Raw genomic sequence first — 24293 nt, forward strand, 5'->3', positions numbered from 1 at the left:
CTCGCGATCCTTGACTCCCAGGTCGCGCCAAGCCGCACCCATTGCGAATCAGGGGCATCGAGCCCCCGATTCGCAAGCCTCCTCCTCTCTCTCAAGTCTTCTTAGCGTGGCACGGGACCGCGCCGGCCTCAAGGACGGCGGGGCCCCACCATTTTCTTTGGCGGTTCGAGCGTCAGCGTCTCTTCCCCGACCTTGGCTAACCGCCAAAGAAAATCGTGACCCCCACCGCCGCTTCGCGGTCGGCTTCGCTCGATCCTTGACCCCGTCGCTCGGCGCCCGTGCCGACGGAAGAGCCTCTTTCAATTCAAAGGAGGCTATCGTGGCTCAGTTCAAGCGCAGCATTCGGGACTTCAGGGACATCGCCGCTCTCATCGCCGAGGAGACAGGACAGGCGAACGACAACTTCGCGACAGCCTTCGCTTCCGACCTCGACGGGGTCCGCTTCGGCCGTGGCGACGAGGAAATGACCACCGACATGCCGGATGCGATGCAGGCCCAGCTCGCCGTCGAGTTGATCATCGCCACGATCTTCGATGTCCTTCGCGACACACGCCTCGAACGCGCAGCCGAACGCATCGCATGGGGCGTCGTTCACAGCTTCCACCGGGTATCGAACGAATGGTCCGGCATCGCCGACAAGGCCGTTCGAGAGGTGCAGGACCTGCTCAAGTCCGTCGACGGTTCGGAAATCCACAGCGTCGAACTCGAAGCCGCACGGGACGCTGTGGCGTTCCTCGACGAAGCGACCGACGCTCTCGCCTGCATGCGGGACCATGCCGCCGCAACATACCGTGTCGAGGTTGGCCGTCCGTGGTCAGCGCCGAAGGCGACGCTGGTGTCCTCAAAGCGCACCCACGCCGTCATTCAGGGCACCGATTACCTCGCAGCACGTCGCCAAAGGCGGATAGGGCAGCACCATCCCGAAGGCCCGCTGGTCGTCTTTTCCGGAGGCAAGCGGTGGAGCAACTATAGGCCGATCTGGAAGGCGCTGGACGAGATGAGGGCGATCCGGCCGAGGATGGTTCTGCTCACCACCGCGCAGGACGCAGGCGCGGACGCGATCGCCGAAGCGTGGGCCGCGCGGACCAAGACGCCGCTGGTCAAGCTTGGCCTCGATGTTCCGCGCTGGGGGCCGAAGCGGGCCGGGTTCGTCCGCAACGACCAGATCGCGCGGTTGCAGCCAGCGGACGCAATCGTCGCCGAGGGAACAGGCGTGCAGGCGCAACTGGTCCGGGTGCTGCGCTCCATAGGCATCGCGCCGACATTGCTTACACTCTACGGCGGTCCGGCGGATTGGGCCTGCTGATCCGGCGATGCGCGGGGCCGCTTCGGGATGCTTCCCGGATCGGTCCCGCTTTCTCTTCTGTCGATCCAGCAATCGTCGCCTTCCGGGGACCAGGCGCGCGCGCACCTGGTCCCGTCAGGCGACGATGCGACACCTACGGTGCCGGCCTCCTGTGCGCGGCTCCGCCGTGCTCGTCGCTGGGTCATCCCTTCGGGATGAATCGGGCGCTCAGGCGCCCTGCGCCGGCACGGCCTTGAGCGCCGCAATCGCAGGTGGTCCGCCGACGCGTATCGCCTGCGCCAGAATATCGCGGAACTCGCGTTCCGTCAGTCTTTCGATCTCCAGCTCCGGCACCAAACCGGCGTATCGGCCCCGCAAAGCGCGGCGCGCGCTCTCGACTTCGTCGTCGAGCTTCCGCCGACGCGCTTCGAGATCGGCAAGTAGTTCTCGTTCACTCTTCTTGGGCATTTCCACGATCCTTCTCATGGGTCTGCCCGCCAACCCATGACATCGCTCAACGGAGCGTCCGTTGCAACCCAGCGCAGGTGATAGCCGGCGCTCCGCCGGCGATGAAAAGCTTCTCCCTGAGCGATTCCAGCGCCCGCCACCCCTGACGGACATATCTCCTGCCTCGGCCGCTCGTGCGCAGCTACGTTCGGTCCGATCAGCGGTGCTTTGCTGTTAACCCCGAACCCCTGCGGGGCTCGGGGGCAAAGCAGGGCGCTCTCACATCTCGACATCAGACTGAGCCTCATCGCCAAAGCATGACGCTGGGTGTCCATCGGCCGTCAAGGATCAGCGGTCCCCCCAATTTTGCCGCCGCTCCGCTACGCTCCGCGACAACAAAATCGGTTCCCCCGCTGCCCGCTGCGCGGCGGCTGCGCCGTCCCTGACTGCCTCAACACCGCGTCCCGATGCTTCCATCCTCATCTGATGGAGATGGGGAGCGCCTGACGATGGAGGCTCTCATGGACGATTTCGAGGACAATTTCTCTACCATATTCTCTGCCCCAATCTGCCCGACCTGCGCGACAAGCTTCGACTCGGATCAATATGACGACGTCGATGACTGCGCGCGTTGCTCGAACTGCGGCACGACCTACAAGATACCCGACGATTGCCGGCCGCTTCACCCGGAAGACAACGCCGAACATGCCTTCTTGGAGACCGCTCAGTCCGTCGCTCTCGACCAGTTCCGGGCCGACGCCAAGCGGGTCTCCGAGGCAATGATGCGCCAGACCGCCGGCGGAACCTACGAGATGTATGAGCGCTGGTTCACCGAGGCCCTAGAGCCCTATCTCGACGACCTCGATCCGGCGCTGCGCCACCACGCCATCGCGATCGCCCGCGACCTCGGTTACATCGACGATCCCGACGTTATTGCGGCAGGATTCGGTCCCGGCCTCTGCTCCATATCCGGCATCGAGGAACACTATTGTCACTGCGGCCGGCACGAATGACCAACCCCGGGATCGGGCCTTGCGCCCGGTCCCTTTTCTTTTGTCGCTTGACCTCCCTTCGGCTCGCTCGCGTACCGCGCGGACCGTTCGGTCCGCACGCCGCTACGCATTGCCGGGGTCTCCCGACCGAGAGGAAAAATCTCTCACAGACTTCCCATCCTGTCGGACGGCCGAGCCCGCCTCAAGGACGGCGGGGCCCCACCATTTTCTTCGGCGGGCCGAGGCCAGCGCTCTCCCTTTGACGTCGTGGGCGCCGAAGAAAATCGTGACCCCCACCGCCGCTTCGCGGTCGCTTCGCGATCCTTGACCCGGTCTCGGCCGCCCGACGCCCGCTCCGCTGTCATTCAAGACAGCAGGAGGCCCACATGCAGATCATCTCGACCATCGCCGCTTACGATCATGCCGGGTTCATGGCCGCAATCGCGTGCGCAGAGCGTCGCGCTCTCCATAGCTACTTCGACCAGCACGTGATCGAGGACCCCGAAAACGGCTACATCGCCATCGACCAAGGCGACTATGACGCGCTGCCGATGACGATCATCGACCGGGTGGTCCACACAGTCCCCGGCGGCATGTCCGACGAGTTCTGAAATGACAGGGAGGGGCGGTAACGCCTCTCCTTTTTTTGTTCGAGCACACCAACATGAAGAGGCTGTCGATCACCTTGTGGGGAAGCCCCGCCCGTGCCCGGACGAGGCTACGCAGCGACGCTGTCGCTGCGAAGAAGGAACGCACGCCCGGAGGCGTTTGTAATGCACCCCACGCACGGGTGCTGCGGCGATAAACGCCTGCGAATCAATGGTTTGCTTTGGGTGCCACGGGAGCCATCGGCACCATGAATTGGCATCCGTGGCACCCAGGACAGCATTTGACCGCGATGAAGCCCAGCATTTCCGCCATTTCAATGCGGGTGCCATGGCACACAGTCATTTTTATTGAGAGTCCGGGCGACTTCGGCTATAAGGACGACGCTTCATGACTTCCGGCATCGGGGCTCCACCTGTGGAGCGCCGATATGTTTCGAGTAAGTGTGCGGGTCGACGCCGACCTGTACCAGCGACTTTCCCGCCGGGCCGCCGGCGCTGATCTCTCCCTTTCCGACTTCGTTCGATCGGTCCTGACGCAGGCTGCGGACCCCGGCGGGCGGTACATCTATTCCTCGCAGGACGAGATACTCGCCACCTGCATTCAGATCCTCTCGATCGTCGCAACCGCCACTGGGCAGCAGTCGCCGAAGGCTCTCGAACAGGCGAAAGCGGGCGCCCGCGATATGCTCCTTCAGCGCGGCCTGCTCGGTCAGGAGGGCGCCCGGTGAGCATCTTCCGCAACGACACGCTCGGCTCCTGGACACGGGGTGGTCAGGCTATCGTCCACAACGTCCGGATGACCACCCAGGTCTTCTTCCAGACCATGGTTGCTGGGCTGGTGATCTGGGTCATGGGGATCATCTGGTACGCGCTTGAGAAATCCAGCGACTACGAGCGCTTCGTGCTGATGAAGCTCGTCGAGGCAAGCTTCAAGGTCGACGCGGCCGCCGGCACCAACGACCCCGTGCTCTTCAAGACGCCGGCCGGAAAACAATATTGGACGTCTTCCGATTGGCTGATGGCATCGAGCCTCGCCAAGAAGACGCTTCACAGCTTCGAACTCTACCTTATCCATGGTGCCCTAGTCTCCGGGATATTCGCGCTCGGCGCGCTCGCCTGGGCCTGGTTCTACTTCACGCGAACAGGAAAGGGACTTGGCTCCAATCAGTATCTGCGCGGGGCGCGGTTCGGCACCCTCCGGCAGGTGAAGCGGGCGCTGCTCTGGCAGAAGAAGGGGGGGCTCACGATCGGGGGCGTCACCGTTCCGGAAGCCTTCGAGCCCGAGCATATTCTCCTGTGCGGGGCTCCCGGGACGGGCAAGACCAACCTCATCATCAAGATGCTCGACGGGATCCGCAAGGCGGGAAAGCGCGCCATCGTCTACGACACCGCGGGCACATTCGTGGAAAAATTCTATCGGCCCGAAGTCGACTCGCTCCTCAATCCGCTCGACCAGCGGACGGCGCGCTGGTCGCCGTGGGTCGACGTGCCACGGGACTATCATTACGACCAGATCGCGGAGTCGACGATCCCCGATAAAACCGGCGATCCCTTCTGGGCGAAGGCAGCACGCGGGACCCTTGTCGCGGTCATGCGCAAGCTCGCCAAGCAGAAGCATACATTCGTTTCCGTCCTGCTTGACCGGCTGCTGCGCTCCAAGCTGAGGGATCTCGCAGCCTTCGCGGCGGGTACGGATGCCGCCGCCTTCATCTCCACCGAGGGGGAGCGCACGTCCGCCGGCATCCAGGCTGAACTCGCGTCGGTGATGCGCAGCTTCGCCTATCTCGATGACACCGAAGATGGCTTCTCCATCCGCGACTGGGTGGAGACGGGGGCGGCCGGCAGCTGGCTGTTCATCACCGTCAAAGCGGACCAGCTTCCTTCTCTCAGACCCCTGATCACGGTTTGGCTCGACATCGCGATCTCGGCGATCATGAGCCTCGTTCCTGATCGCGACCGGCGGCTCTATTGCGTGATCGACGAGCTGCCGACACTCCAGAAGCTGCCGTCCCTGTCCGACTTCCTCGCCCGCGCCCGCAAATATGGCGGGTGCGGCATTTTGGGCTTCCAGTCCTATCCCCAGCTGGAGGCCACATACGGCATCCAGGATGCCGCAGCGATCACCGGCTATTGCTCGACCTGGGTCGCGCTGCGCGCCAACGACTCCCCCACCGCCAAGCATGTCTCCGAGAATCTCGGCCAGGTCGAGCAGGTCGAGGCGAACGAAGGCATGTCCTATGGCGTCAACGATATGCGGGACGGTGTGAACCTCTCGCGCATGCAGGTGACCCGGCCGCTGGTGATGCACACCGAGGTCACCAATCTCCCCAACCTGTCCGGTTTTCTCCGCTTCGGGCGCAATCTCCCGGTGGTTCGGTTTGCCGACCAATATAACGAGGTCGCCTCTTTGGCCGAGCCATTCGTCGAGCGCACGACGCCGCCGGTCCGTCTCTCGCAGGCCAGCAAGCTCATAAGGCTGGCCCATGCGGAGGCGCGGATCCGTGAACAGATGGAGCGGGAACAAAAACAGGGGAATCCGCCGCCGCAGGACAAGCCAAGGCCGGACCGGAAAGCCGCGCCGCCGTCCGACAAACAGCCGGACCTCTTCGCGCCGGGCATACCTGTCGATCAGGAAGATCAGGTCGATGCCATCCTCTCCGCTGGCGAGGGTGAGATGCCCGTCCCTGTCAGCGTCGCCTGGGATATTCTCGCGGCCCGACAAGGCGATATCAAATCGGATCTGGTTCAGCACGGTCAGGCGAACGGCCCGCGTGAACCGGCGAGGCCGGCATGATCAATCCCGTCCGCCTCAAGGGCACGCCCGCCAACATCGCCCGCTATTATACGGTCGGCGACTACTACACCAAGGGAGCCGAAGAGCATTCCGAATGGGACGGCAAAGTTGCCGCCGAGCTTGGCCTCGAAGGCAAGGTTGATCACAAAATTTTCAAGGAGCTGCTCGCCGGCAAGGTCGGCGATCAGCAGCTAGGGCGGCATCGTCAGAACGGTGAGATCGAGCATCACCCGGGATGGGACTTTTCGGTCAACGCTCCCAAGTCGATCTCGATCATGGCGCTGGTGATGGGCGACGAGCGCATCCTCGCCGCTCATGAGCGCGCCGTCACCGCCGCCCTCGACTATCTGGAAGAACACGCCACGCTCCGCCGGCGCGATGAAGGGGAGATACTGCACGAAACAACCGGCCGCCTGATCATCGCCCGTTTCACTGAGCACGCATCGCGGGAGCGTGATCCCCATCTCCATACCCACGCCGTGGTCATGAACATGACCAATCGCGAGGATGGAGCACCGATGGCCAGCCTCGAAACCCGGGCCATGTTCGCCGAGCAGATGGTCGCCGGACAGGTTTACCGCAATGAGCTGGCCCGCGATCTTCTCGAGCAGGGTCATGAAATAGAATTCGACGCCCGCACGGGACTCTTCGAACTGGCCAACTTCCCGAAGGAGCTCCTTCAGGAATTCTCCCAGCGCGGCGAACAGATCAACGATCACGCAAAGGAGCATGGCTTCTCGGGCCAGGCCGAAAGGCAACGGTCCTTCTATGCCACGCGACCCCCCAAGGTGAAAATCGGCCTCGACGATCTGCATCGGCAATGGACGGATCGATCGCAGCCGCACCGCCCATTTCTGGAATCGGTCGCCACTAAGGCCGAGCAGAAGGAGGAGCGCCCCTCCGAGGCCGATCCGGTCATGGTCGGAAGAGCCGCCCTATTCGGCATTCGTCAGGCGGAAACCCGGGAAGCCGTCAACAACCGCGGCCGTATCTTGAGGCTCGGCCTTGCCAGCCATGTCGGCGATGTGCGCCTTTCGGATCTGCTGCCACAGGTCGAGATGCATGAAGAGCGCCGCAAGCTGCTCGCCACGCGCGCGCCTACGGGGGATCAGACCCTCACCCGTGGGCGGACGACACGGCGAACCGCCCGCCTCGAACTCGCGCTCACCCAGCACCTGGCTTTGTCATTGAATGATGCCCGGCCGATTGCCTCATCGGATCGTCTCCTCCTGGCTCTCGAAAGTGCAGGGCTCAAGCCGGCACAGGAACAGGCCCTGGTCGATGTCGCGACATCGCGTGACCGCGTGTCTGGCATTCACGGCGTCGCCGGTTCAGGCAAATCGACGCTGGTGAGGACGCTCAAAGACGCTGCCGAACCGGGCACGACGCTGTTGGCGCTCGCACCGACATCGTCGGCAGCAGCCGACCTGGGTCGGAAAGCGAATATCGAGTCGCGGACCGTCGCCAGCCTGCTCGCCGGAGGCGGCCACGGCCTCACGGACCGGCACGTCCTTGTCGTCGATGAGGCAGGCCAGCTCGGCAACCGGCAGGCTCTTCGCGTTCTCGAGATCAGTCGCGCGACCGGCGCCCGGGTGCTCCTGCTGGGGGACAACAAGCAGACGGGCGCCATCGAGCAGGGGAAGGCCTTCTGGCTACTTCAGAAGCTGGGAATGCCTACCGCACAGCTCACCGAAGCAATCCGTCAGGAAACGAAGGTGATGAAGGCTGCGGTCGCGCAGGCGCGTGCCGGAGACTATGCGGCATCTATCACCAGCCTCGACAAGGTCATGAGCGGCGAGACCGCCGACAAGCTCGCTAAGGGGCTCGTCGAAGAATGGACGCGGCTCAAGCCGGAGAACCGGGCCAATACCAACATCCTCGTCCTCGACAATGCCACTCGGCTCATCGTCAACACCCAGATCCGGGAGACCCTGAAGAGGGAAGGGGTCGTCGCCGCCGAAGACACCCGACTCTCCGTCCTGACCGCGTCCGGCATGACCGACGAGGAAAAGCGCAATGCCCGCTTCTATTCCGGCGGGCAGGTCGTGACCTTCGGCCGTGATATCGCCGGCGCGGGGATCGCACGCGATACGGAATATCGCGTCATCGGGCTTGGACGCGATGCCAACGGCCGCCAGATGGTCCGGCTCGTTGACGAAAATGGGCGCACCATCCGCTGGGATCCTCGGCTCGGTTCAGCGCGCCGGGTCAATGTGTTCAATCGGGAGGAGCGCGACCTGGGCGAGGGAGATCGCATCCAGTGGCGGCTGGCGAACAAGGACCTGCATCTCAAGAACGCTGAGCGGGGTACCGTCGAGAAGCTGGATGGAACGATCGCCACAATCCGCTGGGATCGTGACGAGCGCGTACAGAAGGTCGATCTCTCGGTCCATAAGACCTGGGATCATGGCTACTCCGAAACGGTCTACTCCGCCCAGTCGAAGACATACGATCGCGTCTACGTGCTGGCGCCCGTCAACTCAGGCCTCGTCAACGGCCAGAATTATTACACGGCGATCACGCGGGCTCAGTATGGCGTGAAGCTCTGGACCGAGGACGTGAAGCGGCTCGCGCAGCGGCTGGCCCAGCGTTCCGGAGAAAAGACATCGTCCCTCGAAGGCCTTGGCCGCCTCGATCGCGACAAGCACAGCCAGTTTTCGGAACGTCATCCGGATCATTTGCGTGAGACGCGCGAGGAGCAGGAGAAGGCCAGGCAGGAGCGTCGCGACGCCATGCTCGAGCGGCAGCTCGCTCGCCGCGGCCCATCGCACAGCAGCTTGGCCGACCGCCTTGCGGGCGGAGCGAGAAGCATCGCCGAGGTGCTGGATCGCTTCCTGCAGTCCGTCCTCGATCGGGGCGGTGCGGCCGATCCGCACGACGCGCGAGAGGCGCATGACGATCGCGCGTCCCCGGCGCCCAGCCAACAACCTGAACCCTCCCATGGCCCAGAGCGATGACAGGACATCGACCATGTTGCTTGCCATACTGACCGTGCTGCTGATCGTCGCTGCGCTGATCGCGCGTGCGGCACATATTCCGCTTCGCCATCGGTGGAGACGCCGACAGGCGAGGACCATGTGCATCGCACTTCACGGTCCCGACCGCTCCCAGCCGCCGGGGCGCATCTATGCGCGATTGCGGGCTATGGATGCGCTCGCATTCGAGGAGCTGCTTCTCGAGAGTTTCGCGATGCGAGGCCACAAGGTGGTGCGCAATCATCGTTATACGGGCGACGGCGGCGTTGATGGACAGGTGACGATTGGCGGCGAGACCTGGCTCATCCAGGCCAAGCGCTATGCCAGTGCGATCCGGCCTGAGCATGTGGAAGCGTTTGCGTTGCTCTGCAGACGCCGCGGGATGCCTGGAGTTTTCATCCACACGGGGCGGACAGGTGGACTGAGCCGCAGCCTCATCGATCGTCATCAGCATGTCGAACTGATCTCGGGTGAGCGGCTGATTGCTCTCCTCACCGGCGGACAACTCGCGCTCAAGGGAGTTGGCATATGAGCGGCTGGCAACAGGCTTCCCGCAGATTGCTGCCGCTGTGTCGCCATGCGGCGATCCTGCTTCCCGCGATCATGTTGTGCGATCTCTCTGCGGCTGTCGCTAGCCCGAGCACGCGTTCGATGAATGAGCGTGAAGTGGCGCGCTGCATCCAGAAGGCAGCCGAAGGTAGACTGTGGCTGGAGAGGACGCTCTGGGGCCTTCGGGACCAGGAGGGGGGCTGGGTCGGCGCCGAGGTACGAAACACCAACGGCTCGCACGATCTTGGTCCTCTTCAAGTCAATAGTTGGTGGGTCTCGAAGATCGCCGCCACTACGGGCCGGCCGGCCGCGCACGTACGATGGTGGCTCACCCACGACGCCTGCTTCAATGTCAGCGCCGCCCGTTGGATATTTCTGTCCGGCTTGGCTGCCACCCGGGACTACTGGAGCGCGGTCGGCGTCTATCACAGCCCAACGGAATGGCGCCAGCGTCGCTACGCAGCCAGCGTCTCGCAACATCTCAAACAGCGATTTGGCGAGCATGTCTTCGCTGTCGCCAGCGTTAGTCCGGTGCCGCGATGAGACGCGCCCGCCTCGAGACTACCGCCTATGGTGATTTGCAGCCACCGGCGCACGGCGAAATCGCACCTCCGGAAAAGCCGTCGCCTGCTCGCGAAGCAGGTCGCGACGATCGTTGGGTCATACGGCGGAGCGCCCTTTCGCGCCAACTGGTCCTTGAGGCGCAATCCTTCTTCGAAAACGGGCTGCAGCGATCGGTCTCCGAAAGCGAAGCGCGCAACCTGCTGGGCAACCTCGGCGATTATATGTGGATCCTGGTCAAATGGGAGGTCGGCCCATTCGAGCCGGGTCCTGAGAAAACTTTAGGCAGGCAGCGTGGCCCCTCCCGCAAGGTCCGAAGACCAGAGATCGCGTCTCGGCCGCGCGGACGGCCTCGAAAAACTCCGAAGCCGGATTCTGATTAGTCGTTGCTGATCCAATTGGCCCCCGGGGAAGGAGCCGCGAGGCGGCCCGGGAAGGGAAATATCTCGTTCGCGATATGGGAAATTAATGGCAAGACCGCGTAAACCGAAACCTAAAGCACCTCGTCGCGACCGGTCGACGACGGGGCACAAAGCCGTTCTCTACGCCCGTGTTTCCACACCGGAACAGGAGAAGGAGGGGTTCTCCATCGACGCCCAGGTGAAGCTCATTCGCGAATATGCGGCACAGCAGGGACTTACCGTCGCCGAGGAATATGTGGACGTCGAAACGGCGAAGAAAACGGGCCGGACGCAGTTCGAGGCGATGCTCAAATATCTCAGAGCGCACGCCGCGGTCCGTCACTTGCTCGTCGAGAAAACGGATCGGCTCTACCGGAACCTGAAGGATTGGGTGACGCTAGATGACTTCGATATCGAGATTCACTTAGTCAAGGAAGGGACTGTCCTCTCGCGCGATTCCCGATCGTCGGAAAAATTCATGCATGGGATCAAGGTCCTCATGGCCAAGAATTACGTCGACAATCTCTCGGAGGAGGCCCGCAAGGGAATGTTGGAAAAGGCGAAACAGGGTATTTGGCCGTCGGTCGCCCCGATCGGCTATGCGAATGTTGTCGGCCCTGTTGGTAAGAAGATCATCGTGCCAGACTCGGATGCGGCGCCGCTTGTGACGCGCGTCTTCGAATGGTTCGAGACGGGAAACTATTCTCTCAAGGAAGTGACGAAAATGGCTCGCGCGGCGGGGCTGAGATACCGTAGGAGCCAGCTTCCCGTCGGTATCAGCACCATCCATTTCATGCTGCGCAATAGGCTCTACGCCGGCGCCTTCGAATGGGCGGGCCGGCTATATCAAGGTAATCACGAACCGCTAGTCACGACCGAGACTTGGGAAAACGTCCAAGAGGTTCTGGATGGTCGCAGCATCAGTAACGTCCGGGCGGCGCCAATGCGCTTCGCCTTCACCGGGCTCATCACCTGCGGCCACTGTGGGTGCGCGGTGGTGGCCCAGATGCAGCGCGGCCGGTACGTTTACTACCACTGCTCAGGATTCAAGCAGAAGTGCCCGGAGCGATATGTTCGCGAGGAAACGCTCACCCACGCGTTCGCTCAACATCTCGCCCGCCTTCGAATGGATGACAGTGTGTTCGCCCTCATCGAACGAGTGGTTCGCGAATCGCATGTCGATAGAAGCAGGGAGCGGCTCGAGACAATATCCCGTCTACGCGCTGATTTGGACCGGCTGCAGCAGCGATTGGACGCGCTCTACATCGATCGCCTCGATGGGCGAATAACGACGGACACGCACGACCGTATGGCAACAACCTGGCGTGAGGAGCGGGAGCGGTGCCAGCATGAACTGGAGATACTCTACAAGGCGGAGGATGGGTATGTCCAAGACGCAGTTGCTCTGTTCGATCTCGCCCGCAAAGCTCACCAAACCTTCGGTACCCAAACGCCCGATGCCAAGAACAGCGCTTTGAACTTGTTGGTTTTAAGTAGCACATGGGCAAACGGCATCCTCACAGTGACGTTCCGCGAACCCTTCGGAATGCTTGAGCAGATTTCCATCTGACCGCCGTCTCCCGCGCCACAGATGAATTCGGAATGGTCTCGCACCGTCGTGCCTCCCGCTGTAGGAGGAACGGAGGAGAAAGCATTCGGCATCAGGTAGGCAGGAAATTCAATGGCGAGACCACGCAAACCCAAGCCCGCGCCCGTACGCCGTGGCCGGCCAGCTGCGGAACAGAAGGCTGTTCTCTATGCCCGTGTCTCAACGGCTGAGCAGGAGAAGGAGGGCTTCTCGATCGACGCGCAGGTCAAGCTCATACGGGAATATGCCGAGAAGCAGGGCCTGGCGATCACTGAAGAATATGTCGATATCGAATCCGCCAAGAAGACCGGCCGCACTCAGTTCGAGGCAATGCTCAAATTTCTAAGAGCGCGTGCTGGCGTCCGTCATGTCCTCGTCGAGAAGACGGACCGGCTCTATCGGAACCTGAAGGATTGGGTGACGCTCGATGATTTCGACATCGAGATTCATCTGGTGAAGGAAGGAACCGTCCTCTCGCGGGATTCCCGATCATCTGAGAAGTTCATGCACGGGATCAAGGTCCTGATGGCAAAGAACTACGTAGACAACCTTTCCGAGGAAGCTCGCAAAGGAATGCTGGAGAAGGCAAAGCAGGGCATGTGGCCCTCGGTCGCTCCTATCGGCTATGTCAATGTTGTCGGTCCGCTCGGAAAGAAGATTATCGTCCCGGATACCAACGCTGGCTCAATCGTGGCACGCGTCTTCGAGTGGTTCGAAACGGGAGCATATTCGCTCAAGGAAGTGACCAAGATGGCTCGCGATGAGGGCCTGAGATATCGGCGAAGCCAGCTTCCCATCGGAGTCAGCACGATTCATTTTATGCTCCGCAATCGGCTCTATGCTGGAGCCTTTGAATGGGCGGGGCGCCTTTATCAGGGCACACACGAGCCCTTAGTCACCACCGAGACCTGGCAAAACGTCCAGGATGTGCTGGATGGCCGGAGTGGTGGCAATCTCAGGGCGGAGCCGAGGCGCTTTGCCTTCACAGGTCTCATCAGCTGCGGCCATTGCGGGTGCGCGGTGGTGGCGCAAATGCAGAGGGGTAGGTACATTTACTACCACTGCTCAGGCTTCAAGCAGAAGTGCCCGGAGCGATATGTTCGGGAGGAAACGCTCGCCGCGGCGTTTGCCCAGCAGCTCGCCCGCCTTGAAATGAATGACACCGTATTTGCCCTAATCGAGCGTGCGCTGCGTGATGTCCATTCAGAGAGCAGTCGGGAGCGGACTGACACCATCGCACGCCTGCGAACCGAATCGGATCGGCTGCAGCTGCGACTGGACAAACTCTATGTGGACCACGTCGACGGGCGGATCACGGCCGACATGCACGATCGAATGGCAGCCACCTGGCGAGAGGAGCGAGAGCGGTGCCAACGCCAAATGGACGCCCTCTACAGCGCCGAGGACGCACTCGTCGATGATGGAATCGCCCTACTCGATCTCGCTAGAAAGGCACACAAGACATTCAGCATACAGTCGCAAAGCGCCAAAAACACCGCTTTGAATCTGTTGGTTTTGAACAGCACCTGGGCCAACGACACCCTCACAGTCACATTCCGCGAACCTTTTGGAATGCTTGAGGAAATGTCATTCCTGGTGCCGGCTTCCGAGCCCGCCAAGGGCTCGGAAAATCCGCCGCGTACGGAATGGCTCCCCGAGTAGGATTCGAACCTACGGCCATTCGATTAACAGTCGAATGCTCTACCGCTGAGCTATCGGGGAGCGACCCGGCTTTCGCCGGGCAGGCCGCGCCTATAGCAGCGGCTTTTGCGGAATGGCAAGGGTCTGGAAACCCTCCCGCCTCAAAAAATGGATAAACCGCCCCGACTGCACGAAGCATGGGGCGCGATCCAATCAAAAGCGCCGATCTATTTGATTATGGAAGGTTTTTCCGGCCTCAGTCGCCGGATGAAAAGTGGCTCCCCGAGTAGGATTCGAACCTACGGCCATTCGATTAACAGTCGAATGCTCTACCGCTGAGCTATCGGGGAGCAACCCGGATTTCGCCGGGCAGGCCGCGCCTATAGCAGCGGCTTTCCGACAATGGCAAGCGCCAAATTGCGGAATTTTTACGCGATGAACTGTTCCGCCGCGATCCGGTCGTCCAGCGTATGTTCCGGGTCGAACAGCAGCGTCAGCGGCGTCGCGCGATCGATCTTCACCTCTACCTGCGCGATGTCGCGCACTTCGCGCTGATCGGCCACGGCGCTGACCGGGCGCTTCACCGGATCGAGCACAGTGAACTGGATCGCGGTATTTTCCGGCAGGATCGCGCCGCGCCAGCGCCGGGGACGGAAAGGGCTGATCGGCGTCAGCGCCACCAGCGCCGATCCCAAAGGCAGGATGGGTCCATGAGCCGAGAGATTATAGGCCGTCGATCCCGCAGGCGTGGCCACCAGCACGCCGTCGCAAACCAGTTCGGGCAAGACGGTGCGGTCGTTGACCTTCACCTCCAGCTTGGCGGTCTGGCGCGTTTCGCGCAACAGCGAGACCTCATTGATGGCGGGGATCGAGAATCGCTCTCCATCCACCGTATCGACGGTCATGCGCAACGGATTGACCTTGAACAGCTTAGCCGCCTCGATCCGCTGTTCCAGCCGTTCCAGCCGCCATTCGTTCATCAGGAAGCCGACCGTGCCGAGGTTCATGCCGAACACCGGCAAAATCCGCCGCCCCTCCAGCATGGCGTGCAGCGTCTGGAGCATGAAGCCGTCGCCGCCCAGTGCGATGATCATGTCCGCCTGATCGACGGGCACGAAATCATAGGCGGCGCGCAGCCTTTCCTCCGCCGCCTTGGCTGCCGGACTGGGGGAGGCGACCAAGGCGCGCCGAACGTCTTCGGTCATCCGCCGGTCACGCTCATATGCCGCCTGACCGCCGCCTCAGTTCCTGCGCCGATGCGGAAATCATGGGCCGCGGGTTTCAGCCGCAGCGCGCGATCGATCAACGGTTCCACCGCATCCAGCCCACCTTCGCGGAAGGCGGTTTTCAGGTCGACATGATCCTCATGACCCAGACACATGAAGATCTTGCCCTCGCAGGTCATGCGCATTCGGTTGCAATCGGCGCAGAAATTATTGGTGAGCGGCGTGATCAGCCCCAAGCGGACACCTAGACCCTCGACCGCATGATAGCGTGCCGGTCCGCCGGTGCGATGCGCGATCGGCGTCAGTGCATGATGCTGCTGGATCGAATCGGCCACCTGCGTCAACGGCAGATAATGGTCGGTCCGATCTTCCCCGGTTTCGCCCAATGGCATCGTCTCGATCAGCGTCAGGTCGAAGCCCTGAGCATCGCACCAATGCAGCATCGGCAGGATTTCATCCTCATTAATGCCCTTGAGCGCCACCATATTGATCTTGACCGCGAGTCCGGCTGCCCGCGCAGCCTCCAGCCCTTCGAACACCAATCGAATGTCGCCATTGCGCGTCACATTGGCGAAGCGATCCGGATCGCGGCTGTCCAGGCTGACGTTGATCCGCCGCACGCCTGCATCGGCCAGCGCCTGCGCATGCTGCGCCAGCCTTGTGCCGTTGGTGGTGAGCGTCAGTTCATCCAGCCCCTCGCCCAGATGCCGCCCGATGCGTCGGACGAGGTCGATAATGTCCCGCCGCACCAGCGGCTCGCCGCCGGTCAGCCTGATCCTGCGCACGCCCCGCATGATGAAGAGGTCGGCCAGCAGCGCGATCTCCTCCAGAGTCAGCACCTGGTCCTTGGGCAGGAAAGTCATCCGCTCCGCCATGCAATAGCGGCAGCGCAGGTCGCAGCGGTCCGTCACCGAAATCCGCAAATAGCTGATCCGGCGGCCGAGTGCATCGGTCAGCGCCCTACGCCCAAGATCGACCTTCTCCATATTTCCTAGCTAGGCGATGGACCCGCGCCGTGCAAGCGTCCCCGGTTGCGACAACGTAAACAGGTCGCTAACCGATAAGGGTTAGAATGGGACGATGGGCCGTCCCGGGGAGCATCATGTGAGCGGCGAGACCGCACTGGACGGACAGCGCAGCCTTTTCATCCTGTCGCCAGGTGACCGCGATGGGCTGTCACAGCAGGCGCGGACGGCTGGCTGGCGGGCGATGGCGGCCCGGCGCGCCACCGACGCCGCGCAACGCTTCCTCCACAGCGATGCCCAGATCGCCCTGGTTGACATGCGGGGCGCGCGCGACGGCGACGTGCGTTTGATCACCGCCTTGGTCCCGGCGGTGGATGCGGGCGGCGGCGCGCTGATCGTGCTGGTCGACGGACAGGACATCGCCGTCGTGCCGCGGCTGCTGGAGGTGGGGGCCACGCATTTTCTCGCCGCGCCCTTCACGCCCGGCGACTTGCGCGCCACGCTCGCTTCCGCCCAGCGGCTGGTCGACCGGCTGGTCGGCGGCGCCACGCATAGTCGACGCGCCCAGCGCATCAGGCGCGGCGACGCGCTGTTCTGGGAGAGGGAGGGGGATCGCATCCGCCTCAGCGACAATCTTGCCCGCCATCTCGGCCTTGATGAACAGAGCATCGGTCCGGCGGGCTTCATCCGCTGCCTGCCGCGTTCGGAGCGCCGTTCGGTGATGGCGGCCTTGCGCGGCATGATGCGGTCCGGTCGCCCCGAAGCCTTCGCCCACGCCGCGCCCGGCCGCCCCGGCGACCGGCTGGTTCACCATCTGCGGCTGATCGATGGCGTGGTCGCGGCGGATGTGGAGTGGCTATCCGACGCCCATGGCCCTGACGAGACGGGCCGCGACGACCTGACCGGCCTGCGCTCACGCCCGGCGGCGCTCGACTGGCTCGAACGGCGCAAGGGGCTGGCGACGACTGTCCTGCTGCTCTCGATCAGTCAGTTCGACCGGATGAACGCTGCCTATGGTCAGGTGGTGGGGGACGCGCTGCTGGGTCGCATCGCCCGCCGGATCGAGCGCATGACCGTCGACATGGCCGTCGGCGCCATGGTGGCGCGCATCGCCGGGACGGAATTCCTGATCGGCCTAACGGGGGAAGCAGCCACAGCCGAGAAAGCGACTTTTCTCGCCCGGCAACTGATCGGCGCCATAGGCCGCCCTTTCAGCGCGGGTGACCATCTCATCCGCCTGACCGCCCGTTGCGGCATCGCCCAGTCGCGGTCCGACGACGACGCCACTCGCCTCATCCGCCGCGCCGGCACGGCCCTGGCCGACGCCAGAGTCGGGGGAGGGGAGGGTATCCGCATCTTCTCTTCGGAAAAACGCAGCCGTCAGGTCGACGCCGACCAGTTGGAAACCGACCTGCGCCTTGCCCTGCATCGCGGCGAAATCGCCATCCTGTTCCAACCGCAATATCCCGTCGATGGCGAACATATGATCGGGGTCGAGGCGCTGGCCCGCTGGAACCACCCCCAATATGGGGCGCTAGGCGCGGGGATGCTGTTCGCGACGGCGGAGCGTTCCGACTATATGCTTCCGCTCTCGGCGCATATTCAGGCCGAAGCGCTTCGCCAGGCGGCCGCATGGCCGCGCGCGCTGTCCCATCTCCGCCTGTCGATCAACGTCACGGCGGAGGATATCGCCCAGCCCGGCTTCATGCCGCAATTGCTCAATCTGGTCGACACCAGCGGCTTTCCTCGTTCGCGCCTGACGGTGGAGATCACCGAAAGCGGTCTGATGGAGGATGTGGACAACGCCACCGCCCTGCTGACGGCCCTGCGCGCCGAAGGGCTGGCGGTCGCGGTGGACGATTTCGGCACCGGCTATTCCAGCCTCGCCTATCTGAAAAGCCTGCCGCTTGATTATCTGAAGATCGACAGCGGCCTGGCGCAAGACATCGCCGGCACCGCCCGCGACCGCATCATCGTGCGCGGCGTCATCCACATGGCCAAATCGCTGGGCCTGCATGTGATTGCGGAAGGGGTGGAAACCGAACAGCAACTCGATCTCCTGTCCCGCGAAGGCTGCGACTATTATCAGGGCTTCCTCCGCTCGGCGGGAGTCTCCTCCGCCGATCTGGTCGCGCTGGCGTTGAAACCCTGAGCCTCACATAATTCTACCCTGCCGCCTTCGCCAATCCCTTCGAAAGCTGCAAAGCCCCGTTCAACCGCGCCCCCGGATCGGCCCAGGCCCGGTTCACCACGATCTTGCTGTCCGGCCGCAACCGGGCGACTCCATTCAACCGCTGAATATAAGCCACCAGCGCCTCGGGCCGCGGGAAGCGATCCTCGAAGAAGCTGACCAGCGCGCCCTTTGGCCCCACATCGATCTTGGCGATATTGGCGGCCACGCAATTCTGCTTGATCTCGATGATCTTGAACAGATTCTGCGTCGGCGCTGGCAGCTTGCCGAAGCGGTCGATCAGTTCCGCTGCGAAAGCCTCCAGCCCCTGCCGGTCCTCGACCTCGTTCAAGCGCCGGTAAAGTCCCATGCGCAGATCCAGATCCGGCACATAATCCTCCGGAATCATGATCGGCGCATCGACGCTGATTTGCGGCGAGAAGCTGTCGCGCGCCTTCTCCAGACCCGCGCCGCCCGCCTTCGCCTCCAGGATCGCATCCTCCAGCATCGACTGGTACAGTTCGAATCCGACTTCCTTGATATGCCCGGACTGCTCGTCCCCGACGAGGTTCCCCGCGCCGCGAATATCCAGATCGTGGGAGGCCAACTGGAACCCGGCCCCCAGCGTATCCAGATCGGACAGCACCTTTAGCCGCTTTTCCGCCGTTTCGGTGATCACCCGATTCGCAGGCGTGGTGAAATAGGCATAGGCCCGCGTCTTCGCGCGCCCGACCCGCCCGCGAAGCTGGTAAAGCTGCGCCAGCCCAAAGCGATCGGCCCGATGGATGATGAGCGTATTGGCCGAAGGAATATCCAGCCCGCTCTCGACGATGGTGGTGGACAGCAGGACGTCGTAGCGCTTGTCGTAGAAGGACGACATGCGCTCCTCGACTTCCGTGGCGCTCATCTGCCCGTGCGCGACGACGGGCCGAACCTCCGGCACCTCGGTTCGCAGGAACTCCTCTATCTCGGTCAGGTCGGAAATGCGCGGCACCACGAAGAAGCTTTGTCCCCCGCGATAATGCTCGCGCAGCAACGCCTCGCGGATCACTACCCCGTCCCAGGGCATGATGTAGGTCCGCACCGCCAAACGATCCACCGGCGGCGTCTGGATCACCGACAGTTCCCGCAAGCCCGACATTGCCATCTGCAAGGTGCGGGGAATAGGCGTCGCCGTCAGCGTCAGCACATGCACATCGGTCTTGAGGCTCTTCAGCCGCTCCTTGTGCGTCACGCCAAAGCGCTGTTCCTCGTCGACGATGACCAGCCCCAGCCGCTTGAACTCCAGCCCCTTCGCCAGCAGCGCATGGGTTCCCACCACAATATCGACGGTTCCATCGGCCAGCCCCGCTTTCACGGTCTTGGCCTCCTTGTCCGGTACAAGCCGCGACAGGCGCCCGATATTCACCGGAAAGCCACGGAAGCGCTCCTCGAAATTCATATGATGCTGCCGGGCGAGCAGGGTGGTGGGGCAGATCAGCACCACCTGCATTCCCGCCATCGCCGCCACGAATGCGGCGCGCAAGGCCACCTCCGTCTTGCCGAAGCCCACATCGCCACACACCAGCCGATCCATCGGGCGGCCTGCGCCCAGATCCTCGACCACATCCATGATGGCGCGGTCCTGATCTTCCGTCTCCTGATAGGGGAAGCGGTCCACGAACGCCGGATATCCGGCGCTGTCCGGCTCCGCCACGGTCGCGGCGCGCAAGGCCCGCTCCGCTGCCGTCTTGAGCAATTCACCCGCAATCTCGCGGATGCGCTCCTTCATCCGCGCCTTGCGCCGTTGCCAGGCCTCTCCACCCAGCTTGTCGAGGCTCACGCCCTCGCTGTCGGAGCCATAGCGGGAGAGAACCTCTAGATTCTCCACCGGCACATAGAGCTTGTCGCCGCCCGCATATTCCAGCGCCACGCAATCATGCGCCGCCTTGGCCACCGGAATCTGCGTCAGCCCTTCATAGCGGCCGATGCCATGATCCATATGCACGACCAGATCGCCGGGGGAGAGCGTCGCCAGTTCCTGAAGGAAGGCGTCGGCATTCTTCTTCCGCTTGGCCCGTCGCACCAGCCGGTCGCCCAGCATGTCCTGCTCTGTCAGCACAGCCACGTCGGGCGCGGTAAAACCATGATCCAGCGGCAAGACGGTCAATACAGCGCTGCCGCCCGCCGCGATTCCCAAAGCCTCCTGCCAGCTATCCGCCGCCGCTATCCGCTTCAGCCCATGATCGGCCAGCAGCCCCGAAAGCCGCTCCCGCGCGCCCACCGAGTAACTGGCGATGACGACCTTTTTCTTCGCCCGCTGGAGCGAAGCGATATGCTTGCCGACCGCCTCATAGACATTGGCGTTCTGCGCCCGCTCCGGCGCGAAATCGCGAGGGCCATCAACCGCGAAATCCAGGACCGAGGCGCTTTCCGGCTCATGAAAAGGGGTGGTGGCATGCATCGGCCACTCGCGCGCGACGGCATCCCATTCTTCGGCATCCAGATAGAGCGCCTTGGGCTCCAGCGGCCGATACGCCCCCGGATCGGAGGACTTCGCCTGCACGCGATTGGCGTGATAGTCCCGGATCGCCTCGAACCGCGCCTCGGCCGCGCCCGCCACGCCATGATCCAGCACGACCAGCGTGTCGTCGCCCAGATGCTCGGTCATCGGCACTAGCCGTTCCTCGAACAGCGGCAACCAATGTTCCATACCCGCCAACCGCCGTCCGTCGCTCACCGCCTGATAGAGCGGATCGCCCGTCGCCGTGGCCCCGAAAGTCTCGCGATAGCGCCCGCGGAACCGCTTGATCGTCTCCTCGTCCAGCAAAGCCTCGGACGCAGGCAGCAGCGTGAAGCCCTCGACACTGCCGCTGGTCCGCTGATCGGCGGGATCGAAGCGCCGCACCGTCTCGATCTCATCCCCGAAGAAATCGAGCCGCAGCGGCTGTTCCTCGCCGCCGGGAAACAGATCGACAATGCCGCCGCGAATGGCGAATTCGCCCCGGTCATGCACGGTATCGGTCCGCACATAGCCATTGGCCTGCAACATCTCCGCCAGCCGCGAAATCGCGATTCGTTCCTTGGGCGCGAGCTTCGCCACCAACTGCCGCACGCGAAAAGGCGTCAAAGTCCTCTGCGTCAACGCATTGAGCGTCGTCAGAACAAGCTGCGGCCCCTTGGGCTTCGCCTGCAAGGCATGCAAGCCAGCCAATCGCGCCGAAGCCGTCCGCAGCGAAGGACTGGCCCGGTCATAGGGCAAGCAGTCCCAGGCGGGAATTTCGACGATCTCGATCTCCGGCGCGAAATAATGCGCCGTATCCGCCACCGCCCGCATGAGTTGCTCATCCGGCGCCACGAACAGCGCGCGCGAAGGCGCCGCCCGAGCGATGTCCGCCAGCAACCAGGGCTGGAAGCCGGCGGGCACCCCGGAAAGCGTAATCGGGGTGGAGGCTTTGAGAATCTTGAGAAGGTCGGTCAAACTAACAACATCCGTTCGCGCTGAGCTTGTCGAAGTGCCCGGCTGAGCGAAGGCGAAGCCGGGTTGGGATGATCTCATTTCGTTCGATCAAGGGGCTTCGATTTCGCCTTGCCCGAACGGGGAGAGGCTTATTTCTTCCCGATTTCCACAAAATCCAGCTTGGCGAACTTGTCCCACATCGCGCCCTGCCACTCCTCCGGCACCGGCAGCACGCCCATGGCCCAAGCCATGATGTCGGCATCCTGCTCATCCATGAACCGCTCGAACCACTGAATCTCTTCCTCACCCCACTGGGCATGGTAGCGATCGAAATACCCGCCCACCGCAAGGTCCGCTTCCTTGATGCCGCGATGCCAGGCCCGGAATTGCAGGCGGCGTATACGGGGATCTTCGTTCACAATTTGTTCCTTAACCGGACATGCTAAAATCACCGATCGGATGTTTGCGCATCGTCCCGGCTGGGCTAGACACCGCCAGATAGCCATGCGACCCGATATCCTCAACCCACTCTTCACCGAAATCGAAGCGCTGAAAGGCGTAGGCTCCGCGCTCGCAAAACCGCTGGAGCGGCTGGGGCTGGCCCGGGCCGTCGACGTGGCCTTCCATCTCCCGGTCAGCTTCATCGACCGTCGGATGGTGGACGAACTGATTCTCTCCGACTCCGGCCGGGTCATCGGCATAGAACTCACCCCCACCGACTATCGGGCATCCGGCAGCGCCCGCGCGCCCTTTCGCGTCATCGCGCAGGACAAGCACGGCAACAGCGTCGCGCTGGTTTATTTCGGCCGCAACAGCGCCTGGCCCCGCAAGCTATTGCCCTTGAACGAGCCCAAATTCATCTCCGGCAAGCTGGATGCCTATGGCGACAATCTCCAGATCGTCCACCCGGACTATGTCCTTCCCCCCGAGGAAGCCGCGACGATCCCTGCCCGCGAGCCGGTCTATGGTCTTTCCGAAGGCCTGACCAACAACCGCATGCGCGATCTGGCCACCCAAGCCCTGACCCGCGCCCCGGACCTTCCCGAATGGATCGAACCCAGCCTGCTCGCCCGCAAGGGCTGGCCCACATGGCACGAAGCGCTCATCCGCATCCACGCCGACCCCTCCGACGCGCAGGCACGCGAACGCCTCGCTTATGATGAAATCTTCGCCGGCCAGCTCGCGCTGATGCTGGTCCGCCAGTCCTCCCGCAAACGCAGGGGCGTGCCCATTGCCGGAGACGGCCGCCTGCGCGCCATGCTTCAATTGCCCTTTGCGCCGACCGGAGCGCAACGCCGCGCCTTTTCGGAGATTGAAGGCGACATGGCCCAACCCGTCCCCATGCTCCGCCTGCTGCAAGGCGATGTAGGCTCGGGCAAGACGCTGGTCGCGCTGATGGCGCTCCTCAACACGGTCGAGGCGGGCGCCCAGGGCGCGCTCCTCGCACCCACGGAAATCCTCGCCCGCCAGCATTATGAAACGCTGCGCAAAATGGCGTCGGGCCTGCCTGTCACCATCGCCATCCTCACTGGCCGGGAAAAGGGCAAGACCCGCGAATCCACCCTCATGGGCCTGGCGGACGCCAGCATCGATATCCTCGTCGGCACCCACGCCATCTTCCAGGAAGCCGTGCGCTACAAGAATCTCGCGCTGGCGGTGATCGATGAACAGCATCGCTTCGGGGTCGCCCAACGCATGATGCTTGCCTCGAAAGCTGAACGTACCCCCCATCTGCTGGTGATGACCGCTACCCCGATCCCGCGCACGCTGACGCTCACTTATTATGGCGAAATGGACGTCTCCCGCCTCGACGAGATGCCCCCCGGCCGCCAGCCGATCCAGACGGTCGTCATGTCCGCCAACCGCCTGGATGAAGTGGTCGAAGCGCTTGCCCGCCATGTCGAAGGCGGCGGTCAGGCCTATTGGGTCTGTCCCCTGGTCGAGGAAAGCGAAACCAGCGACCTCGCCGCGGCCGAAGCTCGCGCCGAAATGCTGAAAATGCGCTTTGGCGAGTTGGTCGGCCTCGTTCACGGCCGCATGAAGGGGCCGGAAAAGGACGCCGCGATGGAAGCCTTCGCTTCGGCCCGCACCAGGATACTTGTCGCCACCACGGTCATCGAAGTCGGCGTCGATGTTCCCAATTCCAACCTCATCATCATAGAAGGCGCCGATCGTTTCGGCCTCGCCCAACTTCACCAGCTCAGAGGCCGCGTGGGTCGGGGCCAGAACCATTCGGTCTGCATCCTCCTGCGCGGCGGCGCGCTGAGCGAAACCAGCCGCGCCCGCCTGGCCCTGATGCGAGAAACCAATGACGGCTTCCGCATAGCCGAAGAAGACCTCCGCCTGCGGGGCGCGGGCGAAATTTTGGGCACCCGCCAATCGGGCGAACAGCAACTCAAACTCGCCACCCCGGAACATCTCTCGGCGCTGCTGGATTCGGCCCGGGATGACGCGCATCTCCTGATCGACCGGGACGGCGGCCTGACCGAAACGAGAGGGGAGGCTGCCCGAACCTGTCTCTACCTCTTCGAACGCGATGCCGCCGTGGGCCTGCTTCGCAGCGGCTAAAGTTGATGTGCTCCTGCGAAGGCAAGAGCCCAGTCCTGCCGATCGAACTGGACTCCTGCCTTCGCAGGAGCACGTTTCACCTAG

The 24293-nt window shown here is 63.1% G+C and carries 17 protein-coding genes and 2 tRNA genes; 12 read left to right on the forward strand and 7 right to left on the reverse strand.

The window, feature by feature from the left end:
* Positions 1 to 319: 319 nt before the first annotated feature.
* Positions 320 to 1306 (forward strand): SLOG family protein, encoded by a 987-nt coding sequence (locus tag K426_RS11660; RefSeq protein WP_066557161.1) that lies wholly within the window; start codon positions 320 to 322, stop codon positions 1304 to 1306.
* A 207-nt stretch (positions 1307 to 1513) separates the two neighbouring features.
* Here K426_RS11660 and K426_RS11665 read toward each other — a convergent pair whose 3' ends face one another.
* Positions 1514 to 1753, reverse strand: coding sequence for a hypothetical protein (locus K426_RS11665; RefSeq protein WP_066561692.1), 240 nt, complete (start codon positions 1751 to 1753; stop codon positions 1514 to 1516).
* Between the two features lie 500 nt (positions 1754 to 2253).
* Between K426_RS11665 and K426_RS11670 the strand changes: the two genes are divergently transcribed.
* The 9 genes from K426_RS11670 to K426_RS11715 all read left to right on the forward strand — a co-directional run bounded on the left by K426_RS11670 (position 2254) and on the right by K426_RS11715 (position 13862).
* Entirely contained in the window at positions 2254 to 2745 is a 492-nt protein-coding gene (locus K426_RS11670; protein ID WP_082748898.1) for a hypothetical protein, read from the forward strand.
* A gap of 365 nt (positions 2746 to 3110) precedes the next feature.
* Positions 3111 to 3335 (forward strand): hypothetical protein, encoded by a 225-nt coding sequence (locus K426_RS11675; RefSeq protein WP_066557165.1) that lies wholly within the window; start codon positions 3111 to 3113, stop codon positions 3333 to 3335.
* Positions 3336 to 3760: 425 nt separating this feature from the next.
* Positions 3761 to 4060, forward strand: a complete 300-nt coding sequence (locus K426_RS11680; protein ID WP_066557167.1) for a ribbon-helix-helix protein, CopG family — start codon at positions 3761 to 3763, stop codon at positions 4058 to 4060.
* Positions 4057 to 6126, forward strand: a complete 2070-nt coding sequence (locus K426_RS11685) for a type IV secretion system DNA-binding domain-containing protein (protein WP_066557169.1) — start codon at positions 4057 to 4059, stop codon at positions 6124 to 6126. Before K426_RS11680 ends, K426_RS11685 begins: the two co-directional genes overlap by 4 nt.
* Complete coding sequence (mobF, locus tag K426_RS11690; RefSeq protein ID WP_066557170.1) at positions 6123 to 9083, forward strand: MobF family relaxase; 2961 nt, start codon at positions 6123 to 6125, stop codon at positions 9081 to 9083. The genes K426_RS11685 and mobF overlap by 4 nt, the downstream gene beginning before the upstream one ends.
* 13 nt (positions 9084 to 9096) lie before the next feature.
* Positions 9097 to 9633, forward strand: coding sequence for a restriction endonuclease (locus tag K426_RS11695; protein WP_066557173.1), 537 nt, complete (start codon positions 9097 to 9099; stop codon positions 9631 to 9633).
* Positions 9630 to 10193, forward strand: coding sequence for a lytic transglycosylase domain-containing protein (locus K426_RS11700; RefSeq protein ID WP_328805332.1), 564 nt, complete (start codon positions 9630 to 9632; stop codon positions 10191 to 10193). The genes K426_RS11695 and K426_RS11700 overlap by 4 nt, the downstream gene beginning before the upstream one ends.
* 486 nt (positions 10194 to 10679) lie before the next feature.
* The gene (locus K426_RS11710) at positions 10680 to 12182 is read left to right on the forward strand and encodes a recombinase family protein (protein ID WP_066557179.1); all 1503 of its coding nucleotides are present in this window, start codon (positions 10680 to 10682) and stop codon (positions 12180 to 12182) included.
* Positions 12183 to 12293: 111 nt separating this feature from the next.
* A complete protein-coding gene (locus K426_RS11715) occupies positions 12294 to 13862 on the forward strand; it encodes a recombinase family protein (protein ID WP_082748590.1) in 1569 nt (522 codons plus the stop codon).
* Here the strand turns inward: K426_RS11715 and K426_RS11720 are convergent.
* From K426_RS11720 to moaA, 4 genes are all read right to left on the reverse strand, one after another.
* Positions 13848 to 13922, reverse strand: a tRNA-Asn gene (locus K426_RS11720). The two genes, K426_RS11715 and K426_RS11720, sit on opposite strands and share 15 nt — an antisense overlap.
* A 194-nt stretch (positions 13923 to 14116) precedes the next feature.
* Positions 14117 to 14191 (reverse strand) — tRNA-Asn (locus K426_RS11725).
* A 78-nt stretch (positions 14192 to 14269) separates the two neighbouring features.
* Positions 14270 to 15046: an NAD kinase gene (locus K426_RS11730; RefSeq protein ID WP_066557182.1), complete on the reverse strand. Its 777-nt coding sequence runs from the start codon at positions 15044 to 15046 to the stop codon at positions 14270 to 14272.
* Positions 15043 to 16053: a GTP 3',8-cyclase MoaA gene (gene moaA / locus K426_RS11735; protein ID WP_066557183.1), complete on the reverse strand. Its 1011-nt coding sequence runs from the start codon at positions 16051 to 16053 to the stop codon at positions 15043 to 15045. Before moaA ends, K426_RS11730 begins: the two co-directional genes overlap by 4 nt.
* A gap of 94 nt (positions 16054 to 16147) precedes the next feature.
* Between moaA and K426_RS11740 the strand changes: the two genes are divergently transcribed.
* Positions 16148 to 18184, forward strand: coding sequence for a putative bifunctional diguanylate cyclase/phosphodiesterase (locus tag K426_RS11740; protein ID WP_066557185.1), 2037 nt, complete (start codon positions 16148 to 16150; stop codon positions 18182 to 18184).
* Positions 18185 to 18197: 13 nt separating this feature from the next.
* Here the strand turns inward: K426_RS11740 and mfd are convergent, their stop codons facing one another.
* Both mfd and K426_RS11750 read right to left on the reverse strand, forming a co-directional pair.
* Positions 18198 to 21662 carry a transcription-repair coupling factor gene (mfd, locus tag K426_RS11745; RefSeq protein ID WP_066557190.1) on the reverse strand — a complete coding sequence of 1155 codons (3465 nt, stop codon included), beginning with the start codon at positions 21660 to 21662 and terminating at the stop codon, positions 18198 to 18200.
* Positions 21663 to 21790: 128 nt separating this feature from the next.
* Positions 21791 to 22060 (reverse strand): FAD assembly factor SdhE, encoded by a 270-nt coding sequence (locus tag K426_RS11750; RefSeq protein WP_066557193.1) that lies wholly within the window; start codon positions 22058 to 22060, stop codon positions 21791 to 21793.
* An 85-nt stretch (positions 22061 to 22145) separates the two neighbouring features.
* On the opposite strand from K426_RS11750, the gene recG reads away from it, so the two are divergent.
* A complete protein-coding gene (gene recG / locus K426_RS11755) occupies positions 22146 to 24209 on the forward strand; it encodes an ATP-dependent DNA helicase RecG (RefSeq protein WP_066557196.1) in 2064 nt (687 codons plus the stop codon).
* Positions 24210 to 24293 lie beyond the last annotated feature (84 nt).

The organism is Sphingobium sp. TKS (genome assembly GCF_001563265.1).
Lineage (GTDB): Bacteria > Pseudomonadota > Alphaproteobacteria > Sphingomonadales > Sphingomonadaceae > Sphingobium.

Excerpts from the sequence above, each read along its gene's own strand:
- K426_RS11665 (WP_066561692.1), bottom strand. The coding sequence starts at position 1,753 with ATGCCCAAGAAGAGTGAACGAGAACTACTTGCCGATCTCGAAGCGCGT.
- K426_RS11670 (WP_082748898.1), top strand. The coding sequence starts at position 2,254 with ATGGACGATTTCGAGGACAATTTCTCTACCATATTCTCTGCCCCAATC.
- K426_RS11675 (WP_066557165.1), top strand. The coding sequence starts at position 3,111 with ATGCAGATCATCTCGACCATCGCCGCTTACGATCATGCCGGGTTCATG.
- K426_RS11680 (WP_066557167.1), top strand. The coding sequence starts at position 3,761 with ATGTTTCGAGTAAGTGTGCGGGTCGACGCCGACCTGTACCAGCGACTT.
- mobF (WP_066557170.1), top strand. The coding sequence starts at position 6,123 with ATGATCAATCCCGTCCGCCTCAAGGGCACGCCCGCCAACATCGCCCGC.
- K426_RS11695 (WP_066557173.1), top strand. The coding sequence starts at position 9,097 with ATGTTGCTTGCCATACTGACCGTGCTGCTGATCGTCGCTGCGCTGATC.
- K426_RS11700 (WP_328805332.1), top strand. The coding sequence starts at position 9,630 with ATGAGCGGCTGGCAACAGGCTTCCCGCAGATTGCTGCCGCTGTGTCGC.
- K426_RS11710 (WP_066557179.1), top strand. The coding sequence starts at position 10,680 with ATGGCAAGACCGCGTAAACCGAAACCTAAAGCACCTCGTCGCGACCGG.
- K426_RS11715 (WP_082748590.1), top strand. The coding sequence starts at position 12,294 with ATGGCGAGACCACGCAAACCCAAGCCCGCGCCCGTACGCCGTGGCCGG.
- K426_RS11730 (WP_066557182.1), bottom strand. The coding sequence starts at position 15,046 with ATGACCGAAGACGTTCGGCGCGCCTTGGTCGCCTCCCCCAGTCCGGCA.
- moaA (WP_066557183.1), bottom strand. The coding sequence starts at position 16,053 with ATGGAGAAGGTCGATCTTGGGCGTAGGGCGCTGACCGATGCACTCGGC.
- K426_RS11740 (WP_066557185.1), top strand. The coding sequence starts at position 16,148 with ATGGGCCGTCCCGGGGAGCATCATGTGAGCGGCGAGACCGCACTGGAC.
- recG (WP_066557196.1), top strand. The coding sequence starts at position 22,146 with ATGCGACCCGATATCCTCAACCCACTCTTCACCGAAATCGAAGCGCTG.